This is a genomic window from Escherichia sp. UTM R2 (assembly GCF_048593455.1).
GTDB lineage: Bacteria > Pseudomonadota > Gammaproteobacteria > Enterobacterales > Enterobacteriaceae > Escherichia > Escherichia coli.
The window spans coordinates 3,934,638-3,950,619 of record NZ_JBFWDY010000002.1 but is presented as its reverse complement, the minus strand read 5'-3'; the positions used below and the strand labels follow the sequence as shown (position 1 = coordinate 3,950,619).

14 protein-coding genes are annotated in these 15,982 nt (G+C 54.6%); 2 read left to right on the top strand and 12 right to left on the bottom strand.

Annotated elements, in window-relative coordinates:
• Positions 1 to 10: 10 nt before the first annotated feature.
• The 12 genes from AB4H76_RS19985 to hpaG form a co-directional block, all read right to left on the bottom strand.
• A complete protein-coding gene (locus AB4H76_RS19985; protein WP_000467859.1) occupies positions 11 to 214 on the bottom strand; it encodes a YbdD/YjiX family protein in 204 nt (67 codons plus the stop codon).
• Positions 215 to 344: 130 nt separating this feature from the next.
• Positions 345 to 2,495, bottom strand: a complete 2,151-nt coding sequence (btsT, locus tag AB4H76_RS19980; RefSeq protein WP_001309197.1) for a pyruvate/proton symporter BtsT — start codon at positions 2,493 to 2,495, stop codon at positions 345 to 347.
• A gap of 392 nt (positions 2,496 to 2,887) precedes the next feature.
• Positions 2,888 to 3,400, bottom strand: coding sequence for a 4-hydroxyphenylacetate 3-monooxygenase reductase subunit (locus AB4H76_RS19975; RefSeq protein WP_001175455.1), 513 nt, complete (start codon positions 3,398 to 3,400; stop codon positions 2,888 to 2,890).
• A gap of 17 nt (positions 3,401 to 3,417) precedes the next feature.
• Positions 3,418 to 4,980: a 4-hydroxyphenylacetate 3-monooxygenase, oxygenase component gene (gene hpaB / locus AB4H76_RS19970; RefSeq protein ID WP_000801473.1), complete on the bottom strand. Its 1,563-nt coding sequence runs from the start codon at positions 4,978 to 4,980 to the stop codon at positions 3,418 to 3,420.
• Positions 4,981 to 5,230: 250 nt separating this feature from the next.
• Positions 5,231 to 6,121 carry a 4-hydroxyphenylacetate catabolism regulatory protein HpaA gene (hpaA, locus tag AB4H76_RS19965; protein ID WP_077492878.1) on the bottom strand — a complete coding sequence of 297 codons (891 nt, stop codon included), beginning with the start codon at positions 6,119 to 6,121 and terminating at the stop codon, positions 5,231 to 5,233.
• Between the two features lie 9 nt (positions 6,122 to 6,130).
• Positions 6,131 to 7,507, bottom strand: coding sequence for a 4-hydroxyphenylacetate permease (gene hpaX / locus AB4H76_RS19960; protein WP_077492879.1), 1,377 nt, complete (start codon positions 7,505 to 7,507; stop codon positions 6,131 to 6,133).
• A 175-nt stretch (positions 7,508 to 7,682) separates the two neighbouring features.
• Positions 7,683 to 8,471 carry a 4-hydroxy-2-oxoheptanedioate aldolase gene (hpaI, locus tag AB4H76_RS19955; protein WP_000431705.1) on the bottom strand — a complete coding sequence of 263 codons (789 nt, stop codon included), beginning with the start codon at positions 8,469 to 8,471 and terminating at the stop codon, positions 7,683 to 7,685.
• Positions 8,472 to 8,481: 10 nt separating this feature from the next.
• Complete coding sequence (gene hpaH, locus AB4H76_RS19950) at positions 8,482 to 9,285, bottom strand: 2-oxo-hept-4-ene-1,7-dioate hydratase (RefSeq protein ID WP_000459750.1); 804 nt, start codon at positions 9,283 to 9,285, stop codon at positions 8,482 to 8,484.
• 160 nt (positions 9,286 to 9,445) lie between these two features.
• Positions 9,446 to 9,826, bottom strand: a complete 381-nt coding sequence (locus AB4H76_RS19945; RefSeq protein WP_077492880.1) for a 5-carboxymethyl-2-hydroxymuconate Delta-isomerase — start codon at positions 9,824 to 9,826, stop codon at positions 9,446 to 9,448.
• 9 nt (positions 9,827 to 9,835) lie between these two features.
• Entirely contained in the window at positions 9,836 to 10,687 is an 852-nt protein-coding gene (gene hpaD, locus AB4H76_RS19940; protein WP_077492881.1) for a 3,4-dihydroxyphenylacetate 2,3-dioxygenase, read from the bottom strand.
• Between the two features lies 1 nt (position 10,688).
• Positions 10,689 to 12,155, bottom strand: a complete 1,467-nt coding sequence (hpaE, locus tag AB4H76_RS19935) for a 5-carboxymethyl-2-hydroxymuconate semialdehyde dehydrogenase (RefSeq protein ID WP_000757512.1) — start codon at positions 12,153 to 12,155, stop codon at positions 10,689 to 10,691.
• Entirely contained in the window at positions 12,152 to 13,441 is a 1,290-nt protein-coding gene (gene hpaG, locus AB4H76_RS19930) for a 4-hydroxyphenylacetate degradation bifunctional isomerase/decarboxylase (protein ID WP_000679090.1), read from the bottom strand. The genes hpaE and hpaG overlap by 4 nt, the downstream gene beginning before the upstream one ends.
• Positions 13,442 to 13,712: 271 nt before the next feature.
• Here hpaG and hpaR point away from each other — a divergent pair, with 271 nt between their 5' ends.
• Positions 13,713 to 14,159, top strand: a complete 447-nt coding sequence (gene hpaR, locus AB4H76_RS19925) for a homoprotocatechuate degradation operon regulator HpaR (protein ID WP_000543914.1) — start codon at positions 13,713 to 13,715, stop codon at positions 14,157 to 14,159.
• A gap of 118 nt (positions 14,160 to 14,277) precedes the next feature.
• Positions 14,278 to 15,942, top strand: coding sequence for a methyl-accepting chemotaxis protein (gene tsr, locus AB4H76_RS19920; RefSeq protein WP_000919544.1), 1,665 nt, complete (start codon positions 14,278 to 14,280; stop codon positions 15,940 to 15,942).
• Positions 15,943 to 15,982 lie beyond the last annotated feature (40 nt).

The following is a 15,982-nucleotide window of genomic DNA, read 5'->3' as shown; positions in this document are numbered from 1 at the left end:
GCTCTCTCCATTAACAACAGCGCATACCGCCTTTACCATCGCCGCCGTAGCGCGCGTTCTGGCGTTCGCGGAAGAATTCTTCATAGCTCATGTACGGCTTGTCGGGATGGTTGGTCTTCATATGCTCGACGTAGTTGTCGTAGTCTGGAATGCCAATCAACATCTTCGCCGCCTGGCCGAGATATTTTTTTGCCTGTCCTAAGTTACCAAACATTTTGCCTTCCAGATATGCGTAAAGCCCGGAAGGTCCGGGCTGGGGATTTGCCGGATGCGGCGTAAACGCCTTATCCGGCCTACGTTAGACACTTTGTAGGCCGGATACGCGCAGCGCATCCGGCAACCGGTTAGTGGTGCGAAGAGATCTTCACGCCGCCTTCCGGGATTGGAACGTACGGTGTTTCTTTGTCAGTACGTTTGTCGCTGTTACGCACCTTCAGCCAGGTTTTGAAACCGTAGAAGATGATGCTGTACACCACAATCAGGAACAGAATACTCAGGCCTGCGTTGGTGTAGTTGTTCACAACGATGTGGTTCATGTTGGCAATCTGCTGCGCCGTCAGGTCAGTACCGTTAGCAATCTTCTCTTTGTACTGGCTTGCCATGTAGAAGAAGCCTTCCATCTGCGGGTTGGTGCTGAACAGTTTCAGGCCCAGCGCCCAGGTGGTGCAGATAAGCAGCCATACAGCCGGAACAACAGTTACCCAGATGTATTGGGTGCGCTTCATCTTAATCAGCACAACGGTGCCCAGTACCAGCGCTACGGCTGCCAGCATCTGGTTGGAGATACCGAACAGCGGCCACAGGCTCTTAACGCCGCCCAGCGGATCGACCACGCCCTGATACAGCAGGTAGCCCCACAGACCCACACAGCCCGCAGTACCGATGATACCGGCAACCAGAGAGTCGGTTTTTTTCAGGAACGGGATGAAGTTACCCAGCAGGTCTTGCAGCATAAAGCGGCCAGAACGGGTACCCGCATCCAGCGCGGTCAGGATGAACAGGGCTTCGAACAGAATACCGAAGTGATACCAGAAGCCCATGTCAGCCATCGGCAGCACTTTGTGGAACACATGAGCGATACCTACCGCCAGCGTCGGCGCACCACCTGCACGGTTCAGGACAGAAGGCTCACCAATGTCTTTCGCGGTTTGCAGGATCTGCTCTGGCGAAATCACGAAGCCCCAGGAGCTGACGGTCGCCGCCGCGTGTGCGGTAACGTCTTTCAGCTGCGCCATGATGATCGGCGCGTTCTCGCCACCCATTTCATGCAGGTTAGGCATGGTGATGCCAAGGCCAGCAGGCGGGGTATTCATCGCGAAGTAAAGACCCGGTTCGATGATGGACGCAGCAACCAGCGCCATAATCGCCACGAAGGACTCCATCAGCATTGCGCCGTAGCCAATGAAACGCGCGTCGGTTTCGTTAGCCAGCAGTTTCGGCGTCGTACCGGAAGAGATCAGCGCGTGGAAGCCGGATACCGCACCACAGGCGATGGTGATGAACAGGAACGGGAACAGAGCGCCTTTCCACAGTGGGCCAGTACCGTCAATGTACTGAGTCATCGCAGGCATTTTCAGTTCCGGGTTCAGCACCACGATACCCAGCGCCAGGCCGACGATAACGCCGATTTTCAGGAAGGTTGCCAGATAGTCGCGCGGTGCGAGGATCAGCCACACCGGCAGCAGTGCGGAAACAAACGCATAGCCAATCAGCGCGAAGGTAATGGTGGTGTCTTTAAAGGTCAGTGCCGGACCCCAGTACGGATCGTGAGCAATCACGCCACCGAAGTAGATAGAGGCAACCAGCAGCACGATACCAATAACAGAGACTTCACCTACACGCCCCGGACGAATAAAGCGCATATAGATACCCATAAACAGCGCAATCGGTACGGTTGAGCAAACGGTGAAGACACCCCACGGGCTTTCGGCCAGGGCTTTAACCACAATCAGCGCCAGGACGGCAAGGATGATGATCATGATTAAGAAACAGCCAAACAGCGCGATAGTCCCCGGTACTGGTCCCATCTCTTCTTTGATCATCTCACCGAGAGATGCGCCGTTACGGCGAGAGGAGATAAACAGCACCATAAAGTCCTGTACCGCACCGGCCAGTACTACCCCCGCCAGCAGCCACAGCGTGCCAGGTAGGTAGCCCATCTGCGCGGCGAGAACCGGACCAACCAGCGGACCAGCACCGGCGATAGCGGCGAAGTGGTGACCAAACAACACGTAACGGTTGGTCGGAACGTAGTTCAGACCGTCGTTGTTAATAACCGCAGGCGTCGCGCGCGTGGGGTCGAGTTTCATCACCTTCTGGGCGATGTACAGACTGTAGTAGCGATACGCCACCAGATACACCGACACAGAGGCGACCACGATCCACAGGGCGCTGACGTGCTCCCCCCGACGTAATGCAACTACCGCGAGGCAGAATGCACCGATGATTCCGAGAATCACCCAGGGTATGTGCTTGAATAGTTTTTTCGTATCCATAGTAAAACCTGGCATTTTACTCGTCGTCTTTTGGCTTACAGGTGCGGCAGCTGCGTTCGTTCACCCCTGTCACTTACTGTTGTAAGCTCCCGGGGATTCACTCACTTGCTGCCTTCCTGCAAACCAAAGTCCATAGAGTAATTTGTTAATCATAGGCCGAAGCCGTTCTAGGTTTGCGTTGCGTTTGAGGAGGTAAATTGACCGCTATCCTGCAGTGATGTTGCCAGAGATACGCGCGCGTAAAGTAAGGTAAATAACTGAGTGGTTATTTTAGGGATGTAAGCGGTCAGGAATGGCGGTGAGCGGTTGGGCAAGAATTATTCATCGGGTGGATATGTGATTGAGATCACAATAAAAATGCCCCTTCGACGAATGCGTGAAGGGGCTGGAGCTTAAATCGCAGCTTCCATTTCCAGCATCACCGGATGGAAACGGCGTTTAAAGTAGATAAGTCCGTGACCTTCTGCACTGAGGATGATGTTTTTAATCTCCACCAGATACACCAGATGTGTGCCAATTGCCTGCACATCGCGGATCTCACCTTCAAGACTGGCCAGCGAACCTTTTAGCACCGGCTGCGCCAGCGGACCTTTTTGCCAGCATGAGAGGCTAAAACGCTCTTCCATCGCCATGCCTGTCATGCCCGCGAAGTGGCGTGCCATCAGTTCCTGCTCATGGTTGAGGACGTTGACGCACAACTTGCCGTTGCCCTGAAAAACCGGGTTCATCGCACTGTTGGCGTTAATGCACACCATCAGCGACGGTGGTGTATCCGTGACCGAGCAGACAGCCGTTGCCGTAATCCCGCATTGTCCGGCGTCGCCCTCGGTGGTGATAATATTTACCGCTGCCGACAGGCTGGCCATCGCGTCACGAAAGCGCAGGCGTTGTTCATCTAATTGCATCTTAACCTCCTGCTGCGTTATTTCAGCAGCTTATCCAGCATGTTGATATCGTCGTTGTTGTGCAGGTGCGGCACAGTCCAGCCGTTCTGGTCGTATTCCGACAGGCAGCGATCAACCATCGCCATCATCTTGTCCATATTGCCGGAGCTTTGTGCCTGGCGCAGACACTGCAGGCGAATCTCATCCTGGCTACCGGAGTAGTTGATTTCATACAGTTCGTGACGACCACCAAACTCGCTGCCAATGGCGTCCCACATCAGTTTGAGGATCTTGATGCGCTGGACATGATCCATACCATTCGAACCCCGCACATACTTCGCCAGATACTGGTCGATCTGCGGATTGTTCAGGTCACGGGCACTGGAAGGGAGATAGATTAGGCCACTAGTAACGTTGCGTTCGATAATGTTTTTGATCTTCGCGTAGGCCATTGGTGCCAGTACGCGATAGGTTTGCAGTGCGGCATGATCCGGTAAATAAGCCCCGTTGACCCATGGTGTCGCTTCTGAACACATCGAGTCACTCAATGCCCAGAAGGTGTTGCGCCACGCCACCACTTCACCGAGATCGGCCTGCACACCACGGAACTCCAGGGTGCCGGTACATTCGAGTGATTTTTTCAGCAGTGCCGTGATGAAGTCGAGTTTCACTGCCAGGCGCACACAGGCTTGCAGCGGATACATACGGGCGAAACCGCCTTCCATCGTCCAGCGGCGGCAGCGATCGAAATCGCGGTAGATCAGCACGTTTTCCCATGGGATCAGCACGTTATCCATCACCAGAATCGCATCGTTCTCATCGAAGCGGCTGGAGAGCGGGTAGTCGTACGGCGAGCCGGTAGCACCCGCGACCATCTCATAAGAGGCGCGGGAGATTAATTTCACGCCATCAGCATCCATTGGCGCAACGAACATCAGCGCGAAGTCCGGGTTTTCGCCCATTACTTGTGCCGAGCCGAAGCCAATCATGTTGTAGTGAGTCAGCGCCGAGTTGGTGGCAACCACTTTCGCACCGCTAACGATAATCCCGGCGTCAGTCTCTTTTTCCAGCTTGATGTAAACGTCTTTCACTTTATCGGTCGGCAAATGACGATCGATCGGTGGGTTAACAATCGCGTGGTTAAAGTAGAGGCCAGTTTCCTGAATACGGGTATACCAGTTACGGGCGTTCTGCTCGAACTGACCGTAAAAGCCCGGATTCGCGCCCAGTGCGCAACCGAAAGCAGCTTTGTAGTCTGGGGTACGGCCCATCCAGCCATAGCTCAGGCGTGACCACTCAGCGATGGCGTCGCGTTGCTGGCGCAGGTCGTCGGCACTTTTCGCCACGCGGAAGAATTTATGGGTATAGCCGCCGCTGCCGGTGTCGGTGTTCCAACACAGAGAGTCCTGCATCTCCGGTTTGTGCAGCGCGTCGTACAGTTGGGCAACAGACGCTGCCGCATTACGAAATGCCGGATGAGTAGTGACGTCTTTCACTCGCTCGCCATAGATATAGATCTCGCGACCATCCTGCAGGCTTTTCAGATACTCTTCCCCGGTGAACGGACGTTGGGTACTGGCGCGGAAATCTTCTGGTTTCATGTCGACCTCTACAGTATTAATCGGAATACGATTGTTAATTTTGTGTGTTGTTTTTGTTATTCAATTGAAGCTTGCAGGGGCGATTACGGGAAGACACTTTTGGGACAATGGCTGGTACTTTTCAGGTCGGGTACGGTTTTGTGATCGAGGTCGCTTTTAGCTATTTTTAACGTTACTAAATCCCCTTGCTCCAGGCGGAGAAAGGGGAATAGCAGGTGGTGCCTGGTTTCCCGTTAAGGCTAAGGGATTTTCACGTCACAGGTACTTTTTTGGCACGATAAGCACTGGGCGAGCAACCGACTAAGCGATTAAAAAAGCGGGCAAAATAAGCCGGATCCTTAAAACCGAGTTGCCAGGCAATATTGTTCACGGCGTTATCAGAAAACAGCAGCAGCCGTTTGGCTTCTCGCAGCTGCCTGTCGAAAATCAACCGTTTTGGCGGACGGTTGGCAAAGCGACGGCAGATGTCCGTGAGTCGTGATTCGGTGATATGCAGTTCGTTAGCGTAATCCGGTACTGTCCAGTGCTGGTGAAAATGGCTTTCAATCAGCATATGAAAACGCTGGAACAGTTTTAATTCTCCGCGCATTCCGCAGGCGGCATGGTCGTCGAGTTTTGCGTTACGTAGCAGTAGGGTGAACACTGCCTGTGCCAGTAACGTCAGGGTGTGTTCCCGTCCAGGCAGTTGTTCTACCGATTCCCGCTCTATCAGTTGCCAATAGTGTTCCAGCGCCGCCAGTTCGTCGGGTTTATCTGCCAGTGACAGGCAAATCCCCGGCAGGCCGAAGGTTTCCCGAGTGCCCGGATAAAGAACTTCCAGCAGGGGCCAGATCAGATCTTCCCGTACCGTCAACACATGACCGTCAGCATCAGACTCCGTAATAAACGCATGAGGTACTGACGGCGGCGTCAGGACAAACAGGGGCGCTTCCACCGAGTAGCGATGATCGTCAAGCTGTAGCTCAATCTGTCCGCTATTGAGGAAATGCATCTGAAAGTACTGTTCGTGGCGATGTGGCAGCATATGGCGGCCAAAAAAGGCCGCCATGCGGGCGAACGACTGATAATGCACATCGTCCGTGCCCAGGCTTTCATCGTACTCTTTGCTGATATCAATATTGGCAATCTGACGGTCACACATCGTCGTTCCTTACGGGGTCGCTCGCGGACGGGAGGACTGCATTGGAATCGCCCAGATAATCCCCGCACCAATCACCAGCAGCGTGGCAACAAACCACAATCCACTGTTAAAGCTGCCGGTCAGATCTTTCAACCAGCCGATCATAAACGGACTTAACGCTGAACCAATGTTGCCAGTGGCGTTGATCACCGCAATACCGATCGCTCGTGCCCGCAGGCTGATGGACTGATCCGGTGTTGTCCAGAAAATCGCCATTGCGCTGAATGATCCGGTCGAAGCCATAATGATCCCCAGCATCTGGATCATGTTGTGATCAGTTGCCGAAGCCAGTAACCAACCAGCGGCAGCGAACAAATAAGGAAGGGCGGTGTGATGCCTTCGTTCCTGGCGGCGATCTGAGTGACGGCTCCAGTAGATCATCCCGAGAATGGTACAAATCTGCGGTACGGCGGCCAGCAGGCCGATGGTGATATTACTGCTGCCCTGATTAAAGCTTTGCAGGATCTGCGGTGTCCAGATGCTGATCGCACTAAGTGTGTTGGTCAGGCAGAAATACGCCAGGGTATACATCATCACCACCGGAGTGAAGATCTCCCGCCACATACTGCGTTGTTGCATGGCGTGGTGGCTGATGGCTCCCTCTGGCTGAACCAGCGTCAGACGATCGTTATCCATCATCTCTTGCAGGCATTTTTTGTCTTCTTTCGTCAGCCACTTAGCTTTGTCCGGTGAGTCATCAAGCCAGAACCATACCATGATGCCGAGTAATACCGACGGGAAGCCTTCCAGCAAAAACAGCCACTGCCAGCCTTTTAATGCCATTACGCCATCCAGCGACAAAATGTAGCCGGAAACGATCGATCCCAACGCTGTCGTTACCGGCATTGCTACCATAAACAAGGCGTTGGCACGGGCGCGGAAATAGGCCGGAAACCAGAAGGTTAAATAGAGCAGAATGCCAGGCAGAAAGCCGGCTTCGGTAATGCCAACCAGTATACGCAGTACGTACAAGCTGGTGGGGCCAGTGGCAAACATGGTAGCAGTAGAGGCGATGCCCCAGAGCACCATGATGGTGGCGATCCAGCGCCGCGCACCGACAATACTCAGCATAATGTTGCTGGGAATGCCGAAGATGACATAAGCGGCGTAGAACAGGGTGGTGGCGAGGCCAAACATGGTGGCGCTCAGACCGAGGTCGCGTCCCATCGTGAGTCCGGCAAAGCCGATGTTGATGCGATCAAGGAACGAGAAGATAAACAGCACGAATAGAAAGACGATCAGGCGGCGAAACAACTTCTTAATAACCGCCTGTTGTCCGGCAGTCAGCGCTTTATGCTGATTCGCCGGATCGATACTCTCCGGTATGGCAGGTGAGGTGTCGCTCATTTTTCTTCCTCTAATGGGATTTTTGTAGGGTACGACAAGGTTTATGGCGGATGCGGCGTAAACGTCTTATCCGGTCCGCGATTTGGTACGGCTTTTTGCCGGATGCGGCGTAAACGCCTTATCCGGCCTACGGTTTGGTGCGAGTGTAGGCCGGATAAGCGCAGCGCATCCGGCATTAATACACGCCGGGCTTAACGGTCGTGGCCTGCGCGCCAAACCGTGCTGCCAGCGCTTCAGCGGCGCGGGCGAGCAGGGTGGTGTCAACGCCGACGGCGACAAACAGTGCGCCCAGTTCCAGATAGCGTTTTGCCAGTTGCTCATTGGCGATCAGGATCCCAGGCGCTTTGCCCGCTTCGCGGATCTGTACGATCGCCTGCTCAATGGCGGCCTGTACTTCCGGGTGCTGCGGATTACCGGCATAACCCATATCGGCGCTCAGATCCGCCGGGCCGATAAACACGCCGTCGACCCCTTCCACGTCCAGAATCTGCGGTAAGTTCTTCATTGCCTCACGCGTTTCGATCTGCACCAGCACGCACATTTGATCGTTGGCTTTTTGCAGGTAATCAGGAATGCGATTCCAGCGCGAGGCGCGAGCCAGCGCACTGCCCACACCGCGAATACCGGCGGGGGGATAACGGGTGGCGCGTACCGCTTCACGGGCTTCGTCGGCGTTTTGTACCATCGGCACGAGCAAGGTTTGTGTGCCGACATCCAGCAGTTGTTTGATTTGCACCGGATCGTTCCACGATGGGCGTACTACCGGCTGGCTGGGGTAGGGCGCAATCGCCTGTAGCTGGGTGAGCACGGTTTGCACGTTATTCGGCGCGTGCTCACCGTCGATCAATAACCAGTCGAATCCTGCTCCGGCCAGTAACTCTGCGCTGTAGCTGCTACTTAGCCCCAGCCATAATCCGATCTGCGGGCGGCCTGCTTTCAGCGCCGCTTTAAAACTGTTTTCCATCGTTCTCTCCTTAAACAAAGCGGCAGCTAATGGAGCCCATGTTGCCGTAATCGACGTGGAAGGTGTCGCCCTTACGCGCCGGAACCGGGCGGGTGAACGAACCACCGAGAATGATTTGCCCGGCTTCCAGCTGCACGTCATACGGTGCGAGCTTGTTTGCCAGCCAGGCCACGCCGTTTGCCGGATGATTGAGCACGCCAGCGGCGACGCCGGTTTCTTCAATCACGCCATTGCGATACATCAGGGCGGAGATCCAACGTAGATCCAACTCATCGGGCTTAATGGGACGACCACCGAGGATCACCCCGGCATTGGCGGCGTTATCAGAAATGGTGTCGAACACTTTACGCGGGCGCTGGGTTTCCGGATCGATGTTGTGGCAGCGAGCGTCGATCAGCTCCAGCGCCGGGATCACATAGTCCGTGGCGTTGTAAACGTCGAACAGCGTGCAGTTTGGCCCACGCAGCGGTTTTGCCAGCACGAAAGCCAGCTCCACTTCAATGCGCGGCACGATAAAGCGATCGGTCGGGATATCGCTGCCATCGTGGAAGAACATGTCATCCAGCAGGGCACCGTAATCCGGCTCGCTGATCTGCGAGCTTGCCTGCATCGCTTTCGAGGTCAGACCGATTTTGTGGCCTTTCAGCGTGCGACCTTCGGCGATTTTCAGACGGACCCATTCACGCTGTACCGCGTAGGCGTCTTCAATGGTGATCTCCGGGTAATCCAGCGAGATCGCGCGGATCTGTTCGCGCTGTTTTTCTGCCTGATCCAGACGCTGGGCGATCAGGGTGTGGGTGTGTTTATCGAACATAGCGATATCCTGTGGCATTGCCGGATGCGGCTGCGCCTTATCCGGCCTACGGTTCGGTGCTGTCTTTTGCCGGATGGCGGCTTCGCCTTATCCGGCCTACGGTGTACGGTTTGGGGTTTTGTAGGCCCGGTAAGCGCAGCGCCACCGGGCAACCTGCACCTTACTTAAACAACGCGTGCACGTTGTTTTGTTTAAAATTCAGCGTCGGGTGCAGCTCTTCAATCTCAAACGACAGCGCCAGCAGGCGGCTCTCCATCAGGGCGGCGAAGTGTGTTTTAATCAGTTCAAACAGCATTTCACCCGCCTGCTGACGACTTTCCAGGCTGCGCCCGGCACCGATTTTCAACGTCATATGCACAAAGGCGTAATCACGCTGCCCGTCGGCCATCTGCCAGGTATCGACCCAGTGCGCGCGGCTGCGAATACCCGCCAGCGGAAAAATCCCCGTGGCCGCCAGCGCCGGATTCACTTTGGCAAACAGCCTCGGCAGGTCGGCTTCTTCGCGGATGTTGTCACTGCATTCAACGATAAAGTGCGGCATAAAACGTCCTTACGCGGGAAGCGGGAAAACAGCGTTAACCTGACCGGTGCCAGAGCTTGGGAACAGCTCGGTGATAAACTCCACCTTGCCGTCGTATTTATCCCAGCCGAGCATCCCCAGCAGCATCACCGTGTCGTGCATATTGCCTTCGCCGTAGCAGTAGTCGGCGTACTCCGGCAGCATATTGCAGAACTCTTTGAACTGGCCTTCGCGCCACAGCTTCACCACGCGCTCGTCCATCTGGCGGTCGAACTCGCGGGTGTAGCTGTTCATCCCTTCTTCTGCACGCTGATCGTCAATAAAGCGGTGCGATAACGAACCGCTGGCAAGGACCGCCACGGTGCCGTCGTACTGTTCGATCGCTTTCAGAATCGCTTCGCCCAGCTTGCGGCTGTCGGCAAAATCGTGAACCGTGCAGAAAGCCGAAATGGAGACCACTTTGAAGCGCTTGTCTTCATTCATGTAGCGCATCGGCACCAGCGTGCCGTATTCCAGTTTCAGGCTGGGAATATTGTGCGCTTTTGCCCGCACGCCGAGCTTTAAGGCTTCATCGGCAATTAGCTGCCCCAACTCCGGGTTGCCCTCGTAGTTGTAGGTCATGTCACGAATAAAATGCGGCAGCTCGTTGCTGGTGTAGACGCCTTCAAAATGGTTTGCACAGTTGATGTGATAAGCACTGTTGACCAGCCAGTGGGTATCGAAAACGATAATGGTATCGACGCCCATTTCCCGGCAACGCTTGCTGATCTCTTTATGCCCGTCGATCGCACCCTGGCGGCAACCGTGGTTTTTCCCTGGCAGTTCAGAGAGATACATCGACGGTACGTGCGTGATCTTGGCGGCTAACGCTAACTTACCCATATCAGACTCCCCATTTCGGAATTGGATGGTCGCCCATGGAAATGCAGACGTTCTTCATTTCCGCGAACACTTCGAAGCTGTACTCACCGCCTTCACGCCCGGTGCCGGAGGCTTTTACGCCGCCAAATGGCTGGCGCAGGTCACGCACGTTCTGGGTGTTGACGAACACCATGCCAGCTTCAATGCCACGCGCCAGGCGTAACACTTTGCTGACATCCTGTGTCCAGATGTACGACGCGAGGCCGTACTCCACGTCGTTTGCCAGACGTAAGCCTTCGGCTTCGTCTTTAAACGGCAGCAGGCAGGCGACCGGCCCGAAAATCTCTTCCTGGGCGACTCGCATACGGTTATCAACGTCTGCCAGCACGGTTGGGCGCAGGAAGTTGCCGCCTTTCAGGTGCGCAGGCAGGTCGGACGGTTTATCCGGGCCGCCCGCCAGCAGGGTTGCGCCTTCTTCAATGCCGAGACGGATATAGCCGGAGACTTTTTCCCAGTGCTGCTGGCTAATAAGCGCGCCAACCTGGGTATTCGGATCGTTCGGATCGCCCACGCGCAGACGGTTGGCGCGTTCGGCAAAGCGTTTAACGAATTCCGGGTAGATGCTTTGCTGAATAAAGATGCGCGAACCGGCGGTGCAGCGCTCGCCGTTGATCGAGAAGATGGTGAACAGGGCGGCGTCCAGCGCGCGTTCAATATCGGCATCTTCAAAAATCAGCACCGGCGATTTACCGCCCAGTTCCATGGAGTATTTTTTCAGCCCGGCGTTTTTCATGATGTTGCGCCCGGTGGCCGTACCGCCGGTGAACGACACGGCACGTACGTCATGATGACGAACCAGCGCATCCCCTGCGGTTGCGCCGTAGCCCTGTACCACGTTCAGCACGCCTGCCGGAATACCGGCTTCCAGCGCCAGCTCACCCAGGCGGTCAGCGGTCAGCGGGGAGAGTTCCGACATCTTCAGCACCGCGGTATTGCCCAGCGCCAGACACGGCGCGACCTTCCAGGTGGCGGTCATAAACGGCACGTTCCACGGTGACACCAGTGCACAAACGCCCACCGGCTGCACCAGCGTGTAGTTGAGCATCTTGTCGTCAACCGGATAGGTCTTGCCGTTCATCTGCTGGCAGACTTCCGCGAAAAATTCAAAGTTGTGGGAAGCGCGTGGGATCAACACATTTTTGGTCTGATGGATCGGCAGGCCGGTGTCCGCGGTTTCCATCGCGGCGATCTCTGGCACGTTCTGGTCGATCAGATCGCCCAGACGGCGCATCAGGCGCGCACGCTCTTTCATCGGCAGATTGGCCCATTTCGGGAACGCCTCTTTCGCTGCCGCTACCGCCTGATTGATCTCCGCTTCACCGCCAGAGGCCACATCCGCCAGCACTTCACCCGTTGCCGGATTGGTGGTCTGGAAGTAGTCGTTACCTGCAACATTTTTGCCGTTGATCCAATGATTTACTTTTTTCATTTCGCTGTTTCCTCACTCACAATTCGGTTCACCAGGCAGCCCACGCCTTCTACTTCCACCACTACTTCATCGCCAGGCACCACGTCAGATAAGCCTTTTGGTGTGCCGGTGGCGATCATGTCGCCCGGATTCAGGGTCATAAATTCGCTTAAGTAGGCGATCAGGAAGGGCACGCTGAAGATCAGATCGGCGGTGGTGCCTTGCTGGCGTAACTCGCCGTTGACGAAGGTGCGAAGGGTCAGATTATGCGGGTCCGGGATCGCCTCTTTCGGCACGATGGTTGAAAGCATCGGCGTCAGTCCGTCGCGGCTTTTTACCCGCAGGTTAGGGCGGTAGTAGTTTTCCAGATAGTCGCGAATGGCGTAGTCGTTACACACGGTGTAGCCCGCGACATAATCCATGGCATCGGCTTCGCTGACGTTACGCGCCTGTTTGCCAATAACTACCACCAGCTCCGCTTCATAGTGCATGTATTCAATATTGTTTGGACGCACGGAGGTCTGGTTATCGCCAGTGAGGGTATTTGGCGCTTTCAGGAACACCAGCGGTTCTTCCGGTGGCTTAAATTCCAGTTCGCTGGCGTGGTCGGCGTAGTTCAGGCCGAGGGCAAACAGCGTGCCGTGCGGGTGTGGCTGCGTTGGGAAGCTCTTGCGCGTGGTCACTTCACGTTCGTCCACTACCGGATTTTCCAGCGGCGGGAAACCTTCTGCGAGAACACGAACGCGATCGCCTGGCTGTATTTCCACGCGCGCCTGTGGCGTGCCGAGCAGAATGGCATCGCCTGGATTCAGTGTGGCAAATTCGCTCAGGGCGCTCAGCAACTGCGCGGCGTTACGTTGTAAATCGGCGGTATTCCAGTGATCGGCAGGACGCCCGTTGATCTCGGTATAGATGGTCAGATTATCGACATTGCTGAGAGCCACGGTTTCGCCAATGGGGCAGAATCCATCACGACATTTTGCTTTGATTGCCGGGCGGTAAAAGCTCTCTTCCGGCAGGCTGACGTCGTTAGCCAGCGCATATCCGGCGATGTACTCTGCCGCATCTTCTTCACGTACTTTCGTCGCCGTTTTTCCCACAATCAGCGCAACAGTCGCACCGCTCAGTACCTTTTCACCCTGTGGAAAGGGAATCGGTTCACCGCAACCAATCACCGTATTGCGCGGTTTAATAAACCAGACCGCAGTTTTAGGCGGGGCTTTGTAGGGGGATTGCTGGAACGCTTCCTGCCATGCATCAAGTTGGCTGCGATGGTTCAACGCTACGGCGAAGATAGTGCCTTTCATTACCACTCCTCGGATTCGATCATCTTAATCATTAATATGTTAATGATTACTTTTATTCCCGATTGCGTAGTTTGGCAAAAGTAAGTGATGTAAATGTGATCTAATTAACAAACTATTTACATTTAAAGATAATAAAATATTAAATATCAGTAAGTTAATAAAATATCATCAATTTTGATAAAATCAGGAATTGCAGGGACAGCGCAGTCCCGGTAACGTGACGATTAACTGTTTCTATATTAATGATTTTGAATTTTTCAGGGGAAAGATAATGCACGACTCTCTAACCATTGCGTTGCTCCAGGCGCGAGAAGCGGCGATGAGTTATTTTCGCCCAATCGTTAAACGGCATAATTTGACTGAGCAACAGTGGCGCATCGTGCGTATTCTGGCGGAAAGCCCATCAATGGATTTTCACGATCTGGCGTATCGTGCCTGCATTTTGCGCCCAAGCCTGACCGGGATCCTTACGCGGATGGAACGCGACGGTTTAGTGTTGCGATTAAAGCCGATCAATGATCAGCGGAAGCTCTATATCTCGCTGACCAAAGAGGGGCAGGCGCTGTATAACCGCGCTCAGACACAGATTGAAGAAGCCTATCGGCAGATTGAAGCTCAGTTTACTGCCGAGAAAATGCAACTGTTAACCCATCTGTTAGAGGAATTTATTGCTCTGGGCAATTCCCGACAAGAAGACATCCCGGGCGATAATGAATAACTTTTTAGTATCTGATAACCAGCCCCTGGTTTTTCCATGGATGGCGGGTTACACCTTTTCATAAAGTTTTTGCTTTCCAGGCCGAAAATCTTGCATCGGTCCACAGGAAAGAGAAACCATGTTAAAACGTATCAAGATCGTGACCAGCTTACTGCTGGTTTTGGCCGTTTTTGGCCTTTTACAACTGACATCAGGCGGTCTGTTCTTTAATGCCTTAAAGAATGACAAAGAAAATTTCACTGTTTTACAAACCATTCGCCAGCAGCAATCCACGCTGAATGGCAGCTGGGTCGCGTTGTTGCAGACGCGTAACACCCTCAACCGCGCGGGTATCCGCTACATGATGGATCAGAATAATATTGGTAGCGGTTCAACCGTTGCTGAGCTGATGCAGAGTGCCAGTATTTCGCTGAAACAGGCGGAAAAAAACTGGGCGGATTACGAAGCGTTGCCGCGTGACCCGCGTCAGAGCACCGCCGCAGCGGCAGAGATCAAACGTAATTACGATATTTATCACAATGCGCTGGCGGAGCTGATCCAACTGTTAGGTGCAGGCAAAATCAACGAGTTCTTTGATCAGCCGACTCAGGGATATCAGGACGGTTTCGAGAAGCAGTATGTGGCTTACATGGAACAAAACGATCGGCTCCATGATATCGCCGTCAGCGATAACAATGCCTCCTACAGCCAGGCGATGTGGATTCTGGTGGGCGTGATGATCGTCGTACTGGCGGTCATCTTCGCCGTCTGGTTCGGTATTAAAGCCTCGCTGGTAGCGCCAATGAATCGCCTGATTGACAGCATTCGTCATATTGCAGGCGGCGATCTGGTGAAACCGATTGAGGTGGATGGCTCTAATGAGATGGGGCAACTGGCAGAGAGTTTGCGCCATATGCAGGGAGAGCTGATGCGTACCGTCGGTGATGTGCGCAACGGGGCCAATGCCATCTATAGCGGTGCCAGCGAAATCGCTACCGGCAATAACGATCTCTCTTCGCGCACCGAGCAACAGGCTGCTTCGCTGGAAGAGACGGCAGCCAGCATGGAGCAACTGACCGCAACGGTGAAACAGAACGCCGAGAATGCGCGCCAGGCCAGCCACCTGGCGTTAAGTGCTTCTGAAACGGCGCAACGCGGCGGCAAAGTGGTAGATAACGTGGTGCAGACTATGCGTGATATCTCCACCAGTTCGCAGAAAATCGCCGATATTATCAGCGTAATTGACGGCATTGCCTTCCAGACCAATATTCTGGCTTTGAACGCGGCGGTTGAAGCAGCGCGTGCGGGTGAGCAAGGACGTGGTTTTGCGGTGGTTGCGGGAGAAGTGCGTAATCTGGCCCAGCGTAGCGCCCAGGCGGCTCGTGAAATTAAAAGCCTGATTGAAGACTCGGTGGGGAAAGTGGATGTTGGCTCTACGCTGGTCGAAAGCGCCGGGGAAACAATGGCGGAGATTGTCAGTGCTGTGACCCGCGTGACGGACATTATGGGCGAAATTGCTTCTGCTTCTGATGAGCAGAGCCGTGGTATCGATCAGGTTGGCTTAGCGGTTGCTGAGATGGACCGGGTAACTCAACAGAACGCCGCGCTGGTGGAAGAATCTGCCGCCGCCGCCGCCGCGCTGGAAGAGCAGGCCAGTCGCCTGACCGAAGCAGTGGCAGTGTTCCGGATTCAGCAACAGCAGCAACAGCAGCGTGAAACATCGGCTGTGGTAAAAACCGTGATGCCAGCTGCGCCGCGTAAAATGGCCGTGGCAGATAGCGGTGAGAACTGGGAAACGTTTTAATCGCCATAAAAATGCCCGATAAGCAAAATGTTATCGGGCA

Bases quoted from the DNA above. Each gene is read 5' to 3' on its own strand.
- hpaB (WP_000801473.1), bottom strand. From the start codon at position 4,980: ATGAAACCAGAAGATTTCCGCGCCAGTACCCAACGTCCGTTCACCGGG.
- btsT (WP_001309197.1), bottom strand. From the start codon at position 2,495: ATGGATACGAAAAAACTATTCAAGCACATACCCTGGGTGATTCTCGGA.
- hpaA (WP_077492878.1), bottom strand. From the start codon at position 6,121: ATGTGTGACCGTCAGATTGCCAATATTGATATCAGCAAAGAGTACGAT.
- hpaD (WP_077492881.1), bottom strand. From the start codon at position 10,687: ATGGGTAAGTTAGCGTTAGCCGCCAAGATCACGCACGTACCGTCGATG.
- hpaX (WP_077492879.1), bottom strand. From the start codon at position 7,507: ATGAGCGACACCTCACCTGCCATACCGGAGAGTATCGATCCGGCGAAT.
- AB4H76_RS19985 (WP_000467859.1), bottom strand. From the start codon at position 214: ATGTTTGGTAACTTAGGACAGGCAAAAAAATATCTCGGCCAGGCGGCG.
- hpaR (WP_000543914.1), top strand. From the start codon at position 13,713: ATGCACGACTCTCTAACCATTGCGTTGCTCCAGGCGCGAGAAGCGGCG.
- AB4H76_RS19945 (WP_077492880.1), bottom strand. From the start codon at position 9,826: ATGCCGCACTTTATCGTTGAATGCAGTGACAACATCCGCGAAGAAGCC.
- hpaE (WP_000757512.1), bottom strand. From the start codon at position 12,155: ATGAAAAAAGTAAATCATTGGATCAACGGCAAAAATGTTGCAGGTAAC.
- hpaH (WP_000459750.1), bottom strand. From the start codon at position 9,285: ATGTTCGATAAACACACCCACACCCTGATCGCCCAGCGTCTGGATCAG.
- AB4H76_RS19975 (WP_001175455.1), bottom strand. From the start codon at position 3,400: ATGCAATTAGATGAACAACGCCTGCGCTTTCGTGACGCGATGGCCAGC.
- hpaG (WP_000679090.1), bottom strand. From the start codon at position 13,441: ATGAAAGGCACTATCTTCGCCGTAGCGTTGAACCATCGCAGCCAACTT.
- hpaI (WP_000431705.1), bottom strand. From the start codon at position 8,471: ATGGAAAACAGTTTTAAAGCGGCGCTGAAAGCAGGCCGCCCGCAGATC.
- tsr (WP_000919544.1), top strand. From the start codon at position 14,278: ATGTTAAAACGTATCAAGATCGTGACCAGCTTACTGCTGGTTTTGGCC.